Origin of the sequence: Microbacterium galbinum, from assembly GCF_023091225.1 — a bacterium.
GTDB lineage: Bacteria > Actinomycetota > Actinomycetes > Actinomycetales > Microbacteriaceae > Microbacterium > Microbacterium galbinum.
Genome location: NZ_JAHWXM010000001.1, coordinates 2803259 through 2819248 on the forward strand (window position 1 = coordinate 2803259; position 15990 = coordinate 2819248).

Below are 15990 nucleotides of genomic sequence, written 5' to 3' on the forward strand. Positions count from 1 at the left end.
CTGTCCTCAGAACGGCGGAATATCACGCTCGTCGCGTCGAGCGCCTCCGCCGCTGCGCGCCTTCACATCAGTGAGGGCGGCGCGCAGCGTCTTCGACCGGTCGTCGACGACCTGCTCGTAGCCCAGGCGCGCGGCCTCGGATCGCCGCTGCGCCGACTGGGTCACGGGGCGGATCTCACCGGCCAGACTGAGCTCGCCGACGGCCGCGACCGTGCGCGGCACCGAGATCTGACGGATCGACCCGGCCACCGCGATCGCGATCGCCAGGTCGGCGGCCGGCTCGGTGAAGCGCACTCCGCCCACGGTCGAGACGTACACGTCGAGATTGCTGGTCGGTACTCCCGCGCGCCGCTCGAGGATCGCGAGCACCATCGCGACCCGCGCCGCATCGACGCCCTGCACGACGCGCCGCGGGTTCGGGGCCTGCGTGGGCACGGTGAGGGCCTGCACCTCGACGGGGAGGGCGCGGCGCCCCTCGAGCGAGATGGCCACGCACGTGCCGGGCTCGGTCGCCCCCTGCGAGAGGAACAGCCCGGAGGGGTCGGGAACCTCGGCGATGCCGTCGCCGGTCATCTCGAAGCAGCCGACCTCGTCGGTGGGGCCGAACCGGTTCTTGAGCGCGCGGATGAAGCGGAGCGACGTCTGCCGGTCGCCCTCGAAGTGGCACACGACATCGACCAGGTGCTCGAGCACACGGGGCCCGGCGACCTGGCCGTCTTTCGTGACATGCCCGACGATGATGATCGGCAGTCCACGGTCCTTCGCGACGCGGATGAGCGTCGAGGCCACCTCGCGCACCTGGCTGGGCTGCCCGGCCGCGCCGTCGATCATCGCCGAGGAGACGGTCTGCACCGAGTCGACGATCACCAGCTGCGGCTGCACCTCGTCGATGTGGCCCAGGATCGTGGCGAGATCGGTCTCGCTCGCCAGGTACAGCTCGTCGTGCAGCGCCCCGGTGCGCTCGGCGCGCAGACGCACCTGCGCGGGCGACTCCTCGGCGCTCGCGTAGAGCACCCGCCGCCCGGCGTGCGCGGCCTTCGCCGCGACCTCGAGCAGCAGCGTGGACTTGCCCACTCCCGGCTCGCCGCTGAGCAGGATCGCCGCCCCGGGCACGATGCCGCCGCCGAGCACGCGGTCGAACTCGCCGACCCCGCTCGTGCGGCGAGGGGCATCGGTCGTGGTGATCTGCGTGATCGGACGCGCGGCCTTCGCCGCCAGGGGAGCCTGCGCGCTCACGCGCTGCACGATGCCGGTCTGCGTCGCCTGCTCCTGCACCGTTCCCCACTGCTGGCACTCGCCGCAGCGGCCCACCCACTTGGCGGTCGTCCACCCGCACTCGGTGCAGACGTACGCGGGCGGGGCGGGACGACGGGTGGCCATTCAGCCAGGCTAGCCGCGGCATCCGACATCGCGGCGCACGCGCCGGTCGCGAGGGCCTCGGACACCCATGCGAACGGGCTATCGCGGGCATCCGACATCCCTATCGCGAACGGCTTCATCCGCCGATCCCCGCGGGCCATACTGGAGTCATGGCCAGCGCCGGGCCCATTTGCGGGCCGATCTCCACGTACTCGCGAGTGCAGCTCCTGCACCTCGTGCAGACGCGTGCGCAGCGCACGATCGGTGAGCTGTGCGAGGCCACGGGCCTGCACCCCAACACCGTGCGCGAGCACCTGCAGCGCCTCATCGAGGGCGGATACGTGATCGCCGCCACCGAGCACCGCACCACCCGTGGACGCCCCCGCACCCTCTACAGCGCCGCGACCGGGATGGCGGATGCCTCCAGCCCCATCGCGCGCGACAAGGTCAGCGCCGCGGCCCGCCGTGGAGACCTCCTGCGCCGGGTCATGCCATCCGCGGCATCCGATCTCGGTCGCGACGCGACCTATCAGCTCGATGCACTCATCGAACACCTGGAAGAGAGCGGCTTCGAGCCCGTCGTCGACGACGTGCAGCTCACCGTCGATCTCAGCCCGTGCCCGCATGCCGCGGGCCGCGCGGAAGACCGTCCGATGCTCTGCAGCGTGCACCTCGGCCTCATGCAGGGGGTGCTCACCGAAGCGGGTGGGCCGATCTCTGCGGATGCCGTGCGCACGTCCGCCCTCCCGGCGGACTGCACCGTGCAGCTGCGTCTGACGGAGATGTCCGCCGCCTAGGCGAGCATCCGTTTTATTCACGGCCCGCAGCCCCACGAGGGCGGCAGGCCCGTCGTTAGCGTGGCAGCAGGCTGAGAAAGAGGAGTGCTCCATGGAATGGCTCGACCCCCTGGTCCTGTCACGATGGCAGTTCGGATTGACGACCGTCTACCACTACCTGTTCGTGCCGCTCACGATCGGCATGGCGCTGGTGGCGGCGATCTTCCAGACCGCATGGGTGCGCACCGGCAAGGTGCAGTACCTGCACCTCACGCGGTTCTTCGGCAAGATCTTCCTCATCAACTTCGCCATGGGCGTCGTCACCGGCATCGTGCAGGAGTTCCAGTTCGGCATGAACTGGTCGGACTACTCCCGCTTCGTCGGCGACGTCTTCGGCGCACCGCTCGCCTTCGAGGGTCTGCTCGCCTTCTTCTTCGAGGCGACGTTCATCGGCCTCTGGATCTTCGGGTGGGACAAGCTCCCGCAGAAGCTGCACCTCGCGACCATCTGGTGCGTCTCGATCGGCAGCATCCTCTCGGCGTACTTCATCATCGCCGCCAACGCGTTCATGCAGAACCCGGTCGGCTACGTCTACAACCCCGAGACGAACCGCGCCGAGCTCACCGACTTCTGGGCGCTGCTGACCAACCCGGTCGCGCTCGCGGCCTTCCCGCACACGATCTTCGGCGCTCTCATGTTCGCCGCCGGCGTCGTCATCTCGGTCTCGGCCTGGCACCTCGCCCGTCGCCAGCACTTCGACACCATGCGCATCTCGCTGAAGTTCGGCCTCTGGGCGATGATCGTCTCGACCGCCGGCGTCGTGCTCACCGGTGACCAGCTCGGCCTCGCGATGTACGCGGCGCAACCCATGAAGATGGCCGCGGCGGAGGCGACGTTCAACACCGTCTGCGGCTACGACGCCTCGTTCAGCATCTTCACGCTCGGCACACCCGACGGCAGCTCGGAGCTGTTCTCCATCCGCGTGCCGTACCTGCTGTCGCTGCTGTCGACGCACTCCTTCGACGCGTGCGTGCACGGCATCAACGACCTGAACGCCGAGTACCTGACGACGTTCGCCGACACCGGCATCACCGACTTCGCCCCGATCCTCTGGGTCACCTACTGGGCGTTCCGCTGGATGATCGGTCTCGGCATCGCCGCCGCCCTCGTCGCGCTCGTCGGCCTCTGGATCACCCGCAAGAACGCCAAGCGCGAGCCCGCGCCGTGGATGTGGAAGATCGCGATCTGGTCGTTCCCGCTCGCCCTCGCCGCCAACATCATGGGCTGGGTCTTCACCGAGATGGGGCGCCAACCCTGGATCGTGTTCGGGCTCATGACCACGCAGGACGGCGTCTCGCCGGGCGTGAGCGGACTCGAGGTGCTCATCTCGCTCATCGCCTTCACCGCGATCTACGCCTCGCTGGCGGTCGTCGAGATCCGCCTCATCATCCGGGCCGCCCAGAAGGGGCCCGACACCACCGAGGAACCCCACGAGGAGACGGCCCAGCTGCCGTCGGTCGTGTACTGAGAGGAAGGAACACCATGGATCTCGCAACGCTCTGGTTCTTCATCGTCGCCTTCTTCTTCGTCGGCTACTTCGTGCTCGACGGCTTCGACTTCGGCGTCGGCATGTCGCTGCCCTTCCTCGGCAAGGACGACGTCTCGCGCCGTCAGGTCATCAACACCATCGGTCCGGTCTGGGACCTCAACGAGACCTGGGTGATCGTCGCCGGCGCCGTGCTGTTCGCGTCGTTCCCCGAGTGGTACGCGACGTTGTTCAGCGGGTTCTACCTGCCGCTGCTGCTCATCCTGCTCGCGCTCATCCTGCGCGGCGTCTCGTTCGAGTACCGCCACCAGCGCGAGAGCAAGAAGTGGAAGCAGGGCTTCGACCGGATGATCGTGATCGGCTCGGTCGTGCCGGCCCTGCTCTGGGGCGTCGCGTTCGGCAACATCGTGCAGGGCGTCGCGCTCGACGAGAACCACATCTTCGTGGGCGGCTTCTTCTCGCTGCTCAACCCGTACGCGCTGATGGTCGGTGTGACCACGCTGCTGCTGTTCTTCCTGCACGGCGTGCTGTTCGTCGCCCTCAAGACCGACGGCCCCGTGCACGAGGACGCCCACCGACTCGCGAAGCTCGCCGCCGGACCCACGATCCTCGCCGCCGCGGCGACCGTGGTGTGGACCGTGCTGATCGCGATGAACCGCGAGGCACCGCTGCTGTGGCTCGTGATCGGTGCGGGTGCGCTCGCCGCCGTGACCCTGATCGCCGCCGTCGGATTCTCGCTCGTGCGCCGCGACGGCTGGGCGTTCATCGGCGGCATGCTGACGGTGCTGTTCGCGGTGGTCATGCTGTTCTCCGCGCTGTTCCCGTTCGTGATGCCCTCGACGATCGACCCGGCCTACAGCCTGACGATCGCGAACGCCTCGAGCACGCAATATACGCTGGAGATCATGAGCTGGACGGCGCTGATCGCCACCCCGCTCGTCATCGCCTATCAGGCCTGGACGTACTGGGTCTTCCGCAAGCGCGTCACGCGCTCGTCCATCGAGGGGGCTCCGGCGCACGCGTGAAACCCGTCGACCCGAGACTGCTGCGTTACGCGGGTGCCGCGAGGGGATTCCTCGCGGCATCCGCGCTGATCGGCGTCGTCCAGACGGCGGTCGTGATCGTCTTCGCCTGGCTGCTGACGGATGCCGTCACCGGGGCCATCGCGGGCCGTGACGTCTCGGCATCCCTCCTCGCCCTGCTCGGCACCGCCCTGCTGCGCGGGCTGCTGATCGCCGCCTCGGACGCCGCGGGCACGCGGGCCGCGGCGAAGACCGGGATGCAGCTGCGCGGCGCCCTCATCCGCGCCGTCGGGAAGCTCGGGCCGTCGTGGCTCGCGCAGCGCAACCAGGCCGGGCTCGCGGTGACCGCGGGGCACGGACTCGAAGCGCTCGACTCGTACTTCGCGCGGTACATCCCGCAGCTGGTGATGACCGCGATCGCGACGCCTGTGCTGCTCGCGATCATGTGGTGGTTCGACTGGGAGAGCGGGCTGATCGCCACCGTCACCCTGCCGCTGATCCCGCTGTTCCTCATCCTCATCGGCATCGCGACGCGCACCGTGCAGCAGAAGCAGTGGCAGACGCTGCAGCGGCTCGCCGTGCGGTTCGCCGACACCGTGCAGGGGCTGTCGACGCTGCGGCTGTTCGGGCGCGAGCGCCGCGCCGCCGACCGCATCGAGTCCACGGCCGACGACTACCGCCGCGAGACCATGAAGGTGCTGCGGTTCTCGTTCCTGTCTGGTTTCGCGATGGAGCTGCTGGCCTCGCTCGCGGTCGCGCTGATCGCGGTGGCGGTCGGATTCCGGTTGCTTTCGGGCGACCTGTCGCTCGAGATCGGGCTGTTCGTGCTGCTGCTGGCGCCCGAGGCGTTCCTGCCGATCCGGCAGGTCGGGGTGCAGTTCCACGCCGCATCCGAGGGGGTCGCGGCGACCGAGGACATCTTCGCGGTGCTCGACGAGGCGGGGGCTCGGGCGGGGGCTCGGGCGGGGGCCGTACCCAACTCAGGAACAACGGAGCGGCGCAGCGCCGATTCCGGGGTTTCGGGGCCCGTTTCCGGCATTCTTCCTGAATTGGGTACGGACGCCGCGCCCGGCCTGACCGTCGAGAACCTGCGCGTGCGCGATCTGCCGTCGGTGTCGTTCGCCGCCGAACCCGGCACGATCACTCTGATCGAGGGGCCGAGCGGGTCGGGCAAGACCAGTCTGCTCGCGGCGCTGCGCGGAGCAGCGGCGTTCGAGGGCGCGGCGGCGCTCGGCGGGGTGGACGTACGGGAGCTGTCGCCGGCGGATTGGACGGCGTGGGCCGGCCAGACACCCGGTCTGATGCAGGGCACGATCGCCGCGAACGTGTCGCTCGGCGATGCCGAGCCCGATGAGGCCCGCGTGCGCGGCGCGCTCGACGCGGCGTGCGCCGACCTCGATCCGGAACTCGAGCTCGGCGTGCAGGGCAACGGTCTCTCGGGCGGACAGGCGCAGCGCGTCGCCGTCGCGCGCGCTCTCTACCGGCAGGCCGGCGACCCGCGTCGGGTGCTCCTGCTCGACGAGCCGTCCAGCGCCCTCGATTCCGAGACCGAGCAGCGCCTGTGGTCGTCGCTGCGCGAGCGGGCGGATGCCGGGGCCACGATCCTCCTCGTCTCGCACCGTCGCACGGCCCGCGAGATCGCCGACCACGTCGTCGCACTGGGGGTGCACGCATGAGCGCCGCCGTTCACCCCGACACGAGTCGCCCGGATGTCGGCCGCCCGGATGCCGGCCGCGCCGCGCGCATCCGCGAGGTGCTGCGTCTTGCGCAGCCGCCGCTCGGCCACTTCACCCCCGGTCTGGTCTGGGGCATGCTGTCGGCCGCCGCGGCCGTGAGCCTGCTCGCCGTGAGCGGGTGGCTGATCGTGAGCGCCTCGATCGTCGACTCGCTCGTTCCGCTGTCGATCGCGGTGGTCGGGGTGCGGTTCTTCGCGGTCTCGCGTGCCGTCACCCGCTACCTCGAGCGGCTCAGCGGGCACGACGCCGCGCTCCGCCAGCTCGCCACCACTCGCGCCGACATGGTGCGCCGCCTCATCCCGCTCTCGCCCGCGGGACTCGGCCGCACCGACCGCGGCAAGGTGCTCTCGGCGCTCGTCGACGACGTCGAGAACCTGCAGAACCTGCCCCTGCGCGTCGTGCAGCCGCTGGGCGTTTCCGGGCTCGTGGCCGTCGGCGCGGTCGTGTTCATCGCGTTCGTCTCGCCGATCGCCGCCCTCACCCTGCTCGCCTGCCTGATCGTCGCGGGCGCCGCCGCGATCGGGATGGGGTGGCTGTTCGGCTCGCGCGCCGAGGCCCTCGTCTCGGATCGTCGCGCCGACCTCTCGGCCGCGCTCGTCGACTACTTCGGCAGCCTCGACGTGCTCCTCGCCTACGGGGCCGAGCCGCAGGCGCGCGAACGGGTGACGGCAGCGGATGCCGCGCTCCGCCGCGTCGTGACCCGCGCCTCGCTCGCGCAGGCCACCGCCGCCGGTGTGGTCTCGGCGGTTGCGGGCGCGGCATCCGTCTGGGCCGTCGCCGCCGCCTCGCCGGGCCTGGCGACCGGTGCGATCGACGGCCCCTGGTTGGCCGTCGTCGTGCTCGTGCCGATGGTCGTCTTCGAGGTGTTCGGGGCGGTGCCGATCGCCGCGGCATCCTGGCGGAGCGTGCGGTCGAGCGCCGCGCGCATCGTCGACGTGCTGCCCGAGCGGATGCCGGTCGAGCTGCGCTCCGACGCGGGAGACGACGCGGCGCCGACGGGCGTTCCCGCGCTGCGGCTGCGCGATGTGACGGCATCCTGGCCCGGCGGTACTCCGGCGCTGCGCGGGGTGTCTCTCGACCTGGAGCCGGGGGAGCGCGTGCTCGTCGCGGGCCCCAGCGGCGCGGGCAAGAGCTCGCTCGCCGCGGTGCTGGTGGGTTTCCTGCGGGCGGAGGGTTCGTACCTCATTGGCGATGTCGATGCGTCGTCGCTCGCGGGGCCCGCGCTGCGGAGCGTGGTCGGACTGTGCGAGCAGAGCCCGCAGCTGTTCGACGAGGACATCCGCCAGAATCTCCTGTTCGCCCGCGACACCGCGACCGACGACGAACTGCTCGCCGTGCTCGCACGGGTCGGGCTGGCGGAGTGGGTGCAGGAGCGCGGAGGACTCGATGCCCGCGTCGGCGACCGCGGTGCGCTCGTGTCGGGCGGGCAGGCGCAGCGGCTGGCGTTGGCGCGCGCGCTGCTGCGGGGATTCCCGGTGCTCGTGCTCGACGAGCCGACCGCCGGTGTCGATCCCGATGCCTCCGACGCCCTGCTGCGCGATCTGCTCGGCGCCGCGGGCGAGCAGTCGGTGCTGCTCATCTCGCACATCGCCCCGCCGGACGGCTCGGTCGACCGCATCGTGCGGCTCGAGGGTGGGCGCACGGTCTGAGGGGTCGCGCGTACGGGGGCGCCGCGGCATCCGTCCGTCGACCGGTCGGGCCGGCCACCTGCAGGGAGAAGTGACATGTGCAGGGCGAATCGGCCGATCTTCCTGCACGTGTCATTTCTCCCTGCGGATGCGGGGGATGCCGCGATGAGCGGGGGCGAGCGGATGCCGCGCTCACGTGCACGGAGTGATCACGTCTGCAGGGCGAGATGCGGCATACGGTCGTGCAGACGGGGCCTGTCCGTGCAGATGAGCGGATGGGCGGCCCTTCGTCTCGCTGCGCTCGCTCAGGAACCGAGGTGACGAAGGGCGCAGCGTCAGATGTGCAGAGGCGTCGGGGGTTCCATGACGATGCCCTGCGCCTCGAACGCGCGGCGGCGCTCCTCGATGCGGCGGTGCAGTTCGACCTGCGCGGCGTCCACGAAGGCGGGATCGAGGTCGACGGTCGCGGGGTGCGGATCGCCGTGGTTCGCGGCGATGTAGGCGTCGAGTTCGGGACCCGAGGTCCACGAGGTGATGAGGGCGTAGCGCGGGGCGGTGCCGCGGTGCCACACCGCGTGCCAGAAGCGCTGGGTGTCGACGATGATGCGCGAGCCCGCACCGAGGGGCAGCCGGATCTCGGTGGCCGGGTCGAAGCGGTCGCTGCGCAGGATGAGCATCGAGTCGGGGTCGTCGGTGAGGTTGTAGTACCCGCGAACGACCCAGCCGGTGCCCTCGTCGTTGAGGCGGTTGTTGTCGTCCTGGTGGAGGTTGTAGACCGCGTCGGCGTACTCGTTGGGCTGCAGCTCGATCACGCGGCAGCGGCCGACCGCGGCACCGGGCTCGAGCGCCCGCGCCTGCAGGGTCGGGGCGAGCGCGACCTGCGGCTCGACCCACACGCCGTGCTTGTCGGTGCGCGGGGGAGTGTGGTTCCAGAAGCCGTTGCACTCGAGGTCGCCGGCGTAGCTGGCCAGCGGGGCGAAGCGGGTGATGCCGGAGGACCGCCAGGGGATGAACTCGAGGTCGAGCCACTCGGCGGGGTCCGCGGCCTGATCGTGGTCGTCGAGCACGACGTATCCGGTCTCGGCCAGAGCATCGGAGGTGATGAATGCCATGGTGCATCCTTCCTTCGGTTTCCCTGAGGCCATCCTAACTTGGCGGTCCGGCGCCCGCCGGGGACGTCACCGTGCTTAACCGGACGGGCCCGATGTCGGATGCCGCGGCTACCCTGAGGTCATGACGCAGCCACAGGGCGCCCTTCTCGTGGGCAGTGTGAACTTCGACGACGCCGAGACGACGATGCGCACGGCATCGGAGCTGCTCGGGGATCGCCTCCGACGCATTCCCGACGGCGAGGTCGGCAAGCGGTTCCACTGGATCATGTTCCAGCCCGACGTGCTCGGCGAGGCCGAGGGCATCGAGCGTGTGGGTGACGAGCCGATCCCGTTCGGTGCGGGGATCGACGCTCGCGGGCTGCGCCTCGCCGAGGGCGTGGACCCGTCGACCATCGCGATCCCTCCGCTCGGCTATGCGTCGGCGGCGATCGAGTCGTACGAGGTGTTCCGCCGTCTGCGCGAGGAGGGCGTGATCGCCGAGGGCACGCGCTTCGAGGTCGCGCTGCCGACGCCGCTCGCGGTCATCTCGTCGTTCTTCCAGGGCGCCGATCGCGAGGCGTTCGAGGTCTACTACACCGCCGCGATGCTGCGCGAGCTCGACGAGATCGCCGAGGCCATCCCGCACGACGACCTCGCGATCCAGTGGGACGTCGCGAGCGAGATGGGAATCATCGAGGGTGCGTCCGGCTACGGCGCTCTGATGGATGCCTGGTGGGACGGCGACGTCTTCACCGGACTCGTCGCGCGGCTGGCGACGCTCGTCGACGCCGTGCCGGCCGACGTCGAGGTGGGCGTGCACCTCTGTTACGGCGATGCGGGCGAGCACCACTTCTTCGAGCCGACCGACACCTCGCACCTCGTGGCGTATGCGAACGCGGTGGCCGAGGCATCCGATCGCGCGTTCACGTGGCTGCACCTGCCGGTGCCGATCGACCGAGACGACGAGGCGTACTTCGCCCCGCTCGCCGACCTGCTGCCGGTGAACGAGCTGTACCTCGGACTCGTGCACCGTGAAGACGGCGCCGAGGGCGCGGAGCGCCGCATCGCCGCGGCCCGGACGTACGTTCCGACGTTCGGCGTCGCGACCGAGTGCGGCATCGGCCGCGCCCCGGCCGGATCGACCGAGGGCATCCTGCGCACGCACGCGGAGGTCGCCGCCGCCTGGTGAGGGCGCTGGTGAGCCGTCTCGATTCGCGCGCGGGCGCGCGGTGTCGTAAGCTTGTCCGCGGTGACGTGTCCGAGCGGCCGAAGGTGCAACTCTCGAAAAGTTGTGTAGGGTAACCCCCTACCGTGGGTTCAAATCCCACCGTCACCGCCATGGAAGCCCCCTCCTCGTGAGGGGGTTTTTCCGTTGGGTGGTACGAGGCGCTCCGCCCGGTGCGCGGGGGCTGCTGATCGCCCCCGAGCGTTGACACCGATATTCCGCCGCCGGGATGATGAGAGCGACTCGCCGATCGGGCGCGAGCGATCCCCGGGGGACTCATGACGGATTTCTGGCAGACGCGCGAAGGCTTCTGGAATCGCGGCGGATGGTGGAAGGCCCTGCTGGTCACCGTCGCCTACCTCGCGGTGTTCCTCGGGATCAGCCAGCTGGTCGGGCTGACCCTCGGCCACCTCATCGACGACGGCGGCCCGCTCGCGAGCGCGACCAACGTGCTGCTCGAGCTGGTGCTGCCGATCGGTCTGGGTGCCCTCGTGATCGTCCTGTTCCTCGCGGCGATCGGGTGGCTGAAGCCCGTCCTCGGCCGCCAGCCGATCGGCGGACGCCCGTGGATGTGGATCGCGGTCGCCGTGGTCGCCTACCCGATCATCCTGCGTCTGATCGGTCTCGACTACGGCTCCTTCCCCGCGGGGGTCGTGCTCGTCACACTGCTCGCGGGCCTGGTCATCGGCATCGCCGAGGAGCTCGTGACCCGCGGTGCCGGCGTCGCCCTGCTGCGCAAGGGCGGCTACTCCGAGCGCATGGTCGCGGTGCTCTCGTCGGTGCTGTTCGCCATGATGCACCTGATCAACGCGATCGGCACCGGGATCTCGCTCACGATCATCGTGCTGCTCGTCTACACGTTCTTCTTCGGCATCTGCATGTATCTGATCATGCGCGTCACCGGCAGCATCGTCTGGGCGATCCTCGCGCACGCGCTCACCGACCCGATGACCATCCTCTCGACCGGGGGCGTCGACACCGCGGTCGAGGGTGCGCAGAACGTCTGGCTCACCGTGGCGAGCACCGGCAACTACGCGGTGATCATCTTCGGCATCGTGGCGCTGTTCCTCATCCGCGGTCGCGTGAACGAGGCCGGTGCCGCTGCTCCGGCGACGACGACCGACCCCGCCACCGCATGACGGCCACAGGTGACGGAGCTCGCGTCTCCACGACGGGACGGCCGCGCAGCGTGTGGCTCGCCCTGGCCGCGGTGGTCGTCTACATCGCCCTCGCCGCCGGCCTCGGCAACCTGCTGAGCGGGCTGGTGCGCGACGACGAGAGCACGGCCCAGTTCGCCCTCGGGCACTTCATCCCCCTGGCGATCGCGATCGCCCTCCTGCTGCTGTTCCTGCGCTGGGCCGGATGGGGAAGCGACGTGTGGCGGGAACGACCGACCCCCACGCTGATCCCGCGGCGCTGGTGGCTGCTGTCGATCCCGGTGCTCGTCGTCCTCGGTCCCATCGGTCAACTCGGTGACGTCCCCTGGGCGTCGCGGTCGATCGGCACGATCCTCGTCATCGCGGCGGGCACGCTCATGGTCGGCTTCGGCGAGGAGCTCGTCATGCGGGGCATCCTCCTCACCGCGGTCCGGGCGCGCCACGGCGAGCTGGCGACACTGCTCGTCACGAGTTTCGTGTTCGCCCTCGCGCACATCCCGTCCAGCCTCATCGCCGGTGTCTCGGTCGGAGCGATCGCCTTCCAGGTCGCGGCTCTCGCCTCGGTGGGTGCCGCGTACTACTGGGTCCGGCGCGTGACCGGCCGGCTCTGGGTCGGGATGCTCGTGCACGCCTTCACCGATTGGGTGCTCTACCTGGCCTCCGGGGCGGGCGCCCCCGCCGCCTCGATGCCGCAGGGGCACTCCGGATCGCCGGAGGTCTTCCCGGCGATCGTGCAGAGTCTGCTGCTGCTCGCCACCGCGATCGGCGTCATCAGCGTGATGCGGGAGGACCGGCGCAACAGGCGCGCCGCATCGGATGCCGCCTCTTCGGCGGCGACCTGACCTGCCGGTCAGGACCCGGTGGTCGTCGGATCGAGGGAGACGACGAGCTTCTTCGCGGACACTCCGAGGCGAAGCGCATCGATCGCTCCCTGGATCGCGGACAGGTCGTCCCCGGCGATGCGAGCCTCCGGGTAGGGGGGATGAGCGCCCGACGCGAGAGCCGTGGGCAGATAGGCGCCCCACACCGCCGGTCCGACGGGGGAGGCGGCGATGGCGCTTCCCCAGATGAACGTGGCTCTGATCCCGCTCAAGCGGCTCCGCAACTGCAGGAGAGCCGTGCGCGTTCCCAGGCGCGCGAACAGGCGGATCCGCACCACTGAGAGGCCGCCTCTGCGCGGTTGTTCGTAGAACGAGACCGGCGGGCTCGCCATCGCGATCCTCCGGGCACCGGTCGCGCGCGCGATCCTCAGGCAGGGTTCGGCCGACCCCACGGCGATCGCGAGGACACCCGCCACGACCGACCCGTTCACGGCTTCGATGATCCGATCGACGGCATCCGGGTCTCGATAGTCGAAGACCGCCTCCGCACCCAGCCGCTTCATCCGGTCGTGGTTATGGGCGGATGCCGTCGTGATGACGCGGTAGCCGGCCGCTCGGGCGAGTTGGATCGCGTTGCCGCCGACGGCGGTCGCGCCGCCCCACACCACGACGACCTCCTCGCGGGGGACGGCGTCGCCGAGGTGCGAGTGGTCCAGCGCGAGCTGGCCGGCCTCGAAGAGACCCGCCGCCGCCGTGGACAGCGCCAACGGGAGAACGGCCGCCTCCGCGAAGGCCATCGCATTCGGCAGGGCGGCGGCGAGGCTCGCGTCGACGGCGACGTACTTCTGGAACCCGCTCTCGGATACGGCGTCTCGTCCCTTCTCCAAGCCCATCGCGTACGCCACGACGCGATCGCCGGGGGCGAAGCCGTCGACCTTCGCTCCGGTCTCGACGACGATGCCCGCGACGTCTTCGCCGAGGATCACCGGGTACTGCAGCCAGCCGTACATCACGGTCCCGTTGGACTGGATGATCGCGTCCAGGGGGTTCACCGCCAGCGCACGCACCTCGATCAGCAACTGGTCCGGCCCGGGTGCGGGCATCGGGGCCTCTCGAATCGTCAGATCCGCATACGGGGAATCGATCCACGCCGCCGTGTTCTTGCTCATACCCATCCGCTCTCCGCGATTGATGACATCTCGTGTCATCACAGTACACCTGATGGCATGGCATGACATCATGGGGGCATGCCCCGATGGTCACCGGATGCTGCGCTGCGGCTCGAAGCCGCCGCGATGTCGCTGTTCGAGCGTCAGGGTTTCGCGGGAACCACGGTCCCGCAGATCGCCGCCGCAGCGGGGCTGACCACTCGTACCTTCTTCCGCCACTTCGCCGACAAGCGCGATGTCCTGTTCCTCCGGGATCGTGAGCTTCCCCAGGCCGTGAGCGACTTCATGGAGTCCGTCCCGGCGGAGAGCAGCGGTGCGGCCATGGTGCGGGCGGGGCTGACGGCGGCGTGCCGCGGCATCCACGGCTGGCGGGAGCCGATCGCGCGTCGGCGCAACATCGTCCGCAGCGAACCCGCGCTGCGCGAGCGCGACCTCCTGCGGAGCCACTACCTCGGGCGGGCGATCGAAGAGTCCCTGACCGCGCGCGGCATCGACGCTCAGCAGTCGCACACGTTGGCGGCCGTCGCCGTGACCTGCTTCGACCTCGCGATGGACAGATGGCTCGAGGGGCCGGAGGACATCCCGCTCGAGGATGCTCTGACGTCGGTGTGGAGCGACATGCGCGACTGGATCGACGCGTAACGGGCGGATACTGGAAGGGACGGTTTCGAGAGCCCACGCCTCCGCACCGCGCGGCAGACCTCTCGGATGCCAGGAAGAAGAAGTACATGAAAGCCCTCCGTTACGTCGAGATCGGCAAGCCCCCGGTGGTCGTCGACATCCCGATTCCGAAGCCCGGCCCCGGTCAGGTGCTGCTCAAGATCACCGCGGGTGGCGTCTGCCACTCCGACGACTACGTCATGGGACTCCCCGAGAAGGACTACCTCGAGCAGGGCTACCCGCTGCCGCTGACGCTCGGCCACGAGGGCGCCGGCATCGTGCACGAGATCGGCGAGGGTGTCGACTCGACGCTCAAGGTCGGGGATGCCGTCGCCGTCTACGGGCCCTGGGGCTGCGGTCGCTGCCACAACTGCTCGATGGGCAAGGAGAACTACTGCACGAACGCCGCCGCCGAAGGCATCCGTCCTCCGGGTCTCGGCAGCCAGGGATCGATGGCCGAGTACATGATCGTCGACGACGCCCGCCATCTCGTGCCGCTGGGTGACCTCGACCCCGTGCAGAACGTCTCGCTGACGGATGCCGGGCTCACCCCGTACCACGCGATCAAGAACTCGCTCCCGAAGCTCGGCGCCGGCACCTTCGCGGTCGTCATCGGCACGGGCGGGCTCGGCCACGTCGGCATCCAGATCCTGAAGTCCGTCTCGGGTGCCACCGTCATCGCCCTCGACGTGAACGACGAGAAGCTGCGCCTCGCCACCGAGGTCGGCGCGGATCACGTGCTGATCAGCGACGCCTCCGCCGCCGAGAAGATCCGCGAGATCACCGGTGGCCTCGGCGCCAACGCCGTGTTCGACTTCGTCGGAGCGAACCCGACGATCGCCCTCGCGCAGAGCGTCGCCGCGCTCGAGGCCGACATCACGATCGTCGGTATCGGTGGCGGGAACATGACGCTCGGCTTCGGCTCGATCGCCTACGACGCCGCCGTACGAGTGCCGTACTGGGGTTCGCGCTCCGAGCTGATCGAGGTGCTCGACCTCGCCCGCGCCGGCAAGATCCACGTGCAGACCGAGTCGTACTCGCTCGACGACGGCCCGAAGGCCTACGAGGATCTCGCCTCGAACAGCATCCGGGGTCGCGCGGTCATCGTGCCCTGAGACCCGTCACCGGAAGGCCCTCGAGAGATCGGGGGCCTTCTGCGTCTCCGGACGACCGGGGATCACGCCCCGCTCACGACGCCGGCGGCTCGAAATGCGGGATGGGGGAGGGGCGCTCGCCGCGCTCGGTGCGATGCTGCGCCCGGGCCGCATCCGTGAGGGGCACGGCGTAGACGGGGAGCGAGACGCGGGGTCGCTTCGGGAACACGCGTCCGGTCACCGTCGCGGCGACGATCTTGACGACGAACTGCTTCGGCGTCGGCGTCCACGAGGCGAGGTGCTCGACCCCGACGTGGTGCAGCTCCGCCTCGCTGGTCACCTGCTCGGCCTCGCCACGCACCACGACGCTCCAATACGCGTCATCGCTCTCGCCGTCGACCTCGAGAGCGACCGCGGAGCGCGCCGTGATCGCCAGGAACTTCGCATCGAAGGCCGAGCGGACGTAGATGCTGCGGCCCGTGGCGAGGTGGTTGACGGGGCGGATGTCGGGACGCCCGTCGGGGGCGACGAAGGCCAGCCGGCACAGTTCGGTCGCTTCGAGAAGCCCCCAGCACTCGGCCTCGTCGAGGTCGGCGAGCAGTGCGTCGGGTGCGGGTGGGTGCGGTGCTGCGGTGGCCATGGCGTCCTCTCCTCGGTTCCGGGTATCTCCTTCTTCGATACTGCGCTTCGGATGCGCCGTGCACCA

Annotated in this window: 14 protein-coding genes and 1 tRNA gene; 11 read left to right on the forward strand and 4 right to left on the reverse strand. The window is 70.1% G+C overall.

Annotated elements, in window-relative coordinates; genetic code table 11:
- Positions 1 to 6: 6 nt before the first annotated feature.
- On the reverse strand, positions 7 to 1380 hold the full coding sequence (gene radA, locus KZC52_RS13450; protein WP_247624551.1) for a DNA repair protein RadA: 1374 nt from the start codon (positions 1378 to 1380) through the stop codon (positions 7 to 9).
- A gap of 149 nt (positions 1381 to 1529) precedes the next feature.
- Between radA and KZC52_RS13455 the strand changes: the two genes are divergently transcribed.
- From KZC52_RS13455 to cydC, 5 genes are all read left to right on the forward strand, one after another.
- Positions 1530 to 2156 carry a helix-turn-helix transcriptional regulator gene (locus KZC52_RS13455; protein WP_247624552.1) on the forward strand — a complete coding sequence of 209 codons (627 nt, stop codon included), beginning with the start codon at positions 1530 to 1532 and terminating at the stop codon, positions 2154 to 2156.
- 91 nt (positions 2157 to 2247) lie between these two features.
- Complete coding sequence (locus KZC52_RS13460) at positions 2248 to 3663, forward strand: cytochrome ubiquinol oxidase subunit I (RefSeq protein ID WP_247624553.1); 1416 nt, start codon at positions 2248 to 2250, stop codon at positions 3661 to 3663.
- A gap of 14 nt (positions 3664 to 3677) precedes the next feature.
- Complete coding sequence (gene cydB / locus KZC52_RS13465; RefSeq protein WP_247624554.1) at positions 3678 to 4706, forward strand: cytochrome d ubiquinol oxidase subunit II; 1029 nt, start codon at positions 3678 to 3680, stop codon at positions 4704 to 4706.
- Positions 4703 to 6379, forward strand: a complete 1677-nt coding sequence (cydD, locus tag KZC52_RS13470; RefSeq protein ID WP_247624555.1) for a thiol reductant ABC exporter subunit CydD — start codon at positions 4703 to 4705, stop codon at positions 6377 to 6379. Before cydB ends, cydD begins: the two co-directional genes overlap by 4 nt.
- Positions 6376 to 8088: a thiol reductant ABC exporter subunit CydC gene (gene cydC, locus KZC52_RS13475; RefSeq protein WP_247624556.1), complete on the forward strand. Its 1713-nt coding sequence runs from the start codon at positions 6376 to 6378 to the stop codon at positions 8086 to 8088. The genes cydD and cydC overlap by 4 nt, the downstream gene beginning before the upstream one ends.
- Before the next feature lie 314 nt (positions 8089 to 8402).
- Here the strand turns inward: cydC and KZC52_RS13480 are convergent, their stop codons facing one another.
- Positions 8403 to 9179, reverse strand: a complete 777-nt coding sequence (locus KZC52_RS13480; protein WP_247624557.1) for a hypothetical protein — start codon at positions 9177 to 9179, stop codon at positions 8403 to 8405.
- Between the two features lie 121 nt (positions 9180 to 9300).
- On the opposite strand from KZC52_RS13480, the gene KZC52_RS13485 reads away from it, so the two are divergent.
- The 4 genes from KZC52_RS13485 to KZC52_RS13500 all read left to right on the forward strand — a co-directional run bounded on the left by KZC52_RS13485 (position 9301) and on the right by KZC52_RS13500 (position 12382).
- Positions 9301 to 10347 carry a uroporphyrinogen decarboxylase/cobalamine-independent methonine synthase family protein gene (locus KZC52_RS13485; RefSeq protein WP_247624558.1) on the forward strand — a complete coding sequence of 349 codons (1047 nt, stop codon included), beginning with the start codon at positions 9301 to 9303 and terminating at the stop codon, positions 10345 to 10347.
- A 59-nt stretch (positions 10348 to 10406) separates the two neighbouring features.
- Positions 10407 to 10497: transfer RNA gene (locus tag KZC52_RS13490), tRNA-Ser, on the forward strand.
- A 164-nt stretch (positions 10498 to 10661) separates the two neighbouring features.
- Positions 10662 to 11522 carry a CPBP family intramembrane glutamic endopeptidase gene (locus KZC52_RS13495; RefSeq protein WP_247624559.1) on the forward strand — a complete coding sequence of 287 codons (861 nt, stop codon included), beginning with the start codon at positions 10662 to 10664 and terminating at the stop codon, positions 11520 to 11522.
- Complete coding sequence (locus KZC52_RS13500) at positions 11519 to 12382, forward strand: CPBP family intramembrane glutamic endopeptidase (RefSeq protein ID WP_247624560.1); 864 nt, start codon at positions 11519 to 11521, stop codon at positions 12380 to 12382. The genes KZC52_RS13495 and KZC52_RS13500 overlap by 4 nt, the downstream gene beginning before the upstream one ends.
- An 8-nt stretch (positions 12383 to 12390) precedes the next feature.
- Here the strand turns inward: KZC52_RS13500 and KZC52_RS13505 are convergent, their stop codons facing one another.
- Positions 12391 to 13530 carry a zinc-binding alcohol dehydrogenase family protein gene (locus tag KZC52_RS13505; RefSeq protein ID WP_247624561.1) on the reverse strand — a complete coding sequence of 380 codons (1140 nt, stop codon included), beginning with the start codon at positions 13528 to 13530 and terminating at the stop codon, positions 12391 to 12393.
- A gap of 78 nt (positions 13531 to 13608) precedes the next feature.
- On the opposite strand from KZC52_RS13505, the gene KZC52_RS13510 reads away from it, so the two are divergent.
- A complete protein-coding gene (locus tag KZC52_RS13510; protein WP_247624562.1) occupies positions 13609 to 14172 on the forward strand; it encodes a TetR/AcrR family transcriptional regulator in 564 nt (187 codons plus the stop codon).
- A gap of 86 nt (positions 14173 to 14258) precedes the next feature.
- A complete protein-coding gene (locus KZC52_RS13515) occupies positions 14259 to 15305 on the forward strand; it encodes an NAD(P)-dependent alcohol dehydrogenase (RefSeq protein ID WP_247624563.1) in 1047 nt (348 codons plus the stop codon).
- Between the two features lie 73 nt (positions 15306 to 15378).
- Here KZC52_RS13515 and KZC52_RS13520 read toward each other — a convergent pair whose 3' ends face one another.
- Positions 15379 to 15924, reverse strand: coding sequence for a pyridoxamine 5'-phosphate oxidase family protein (locus KZC52_RS13520; RefSeq protein WP_247624564.1), 546 nt, complete (start codon positions 15922 to 15924; stop codon positions 15379 to 15381).
- Between the last annotated feature and the right edge of the window lie 66 nt (positions 15925 to 15990).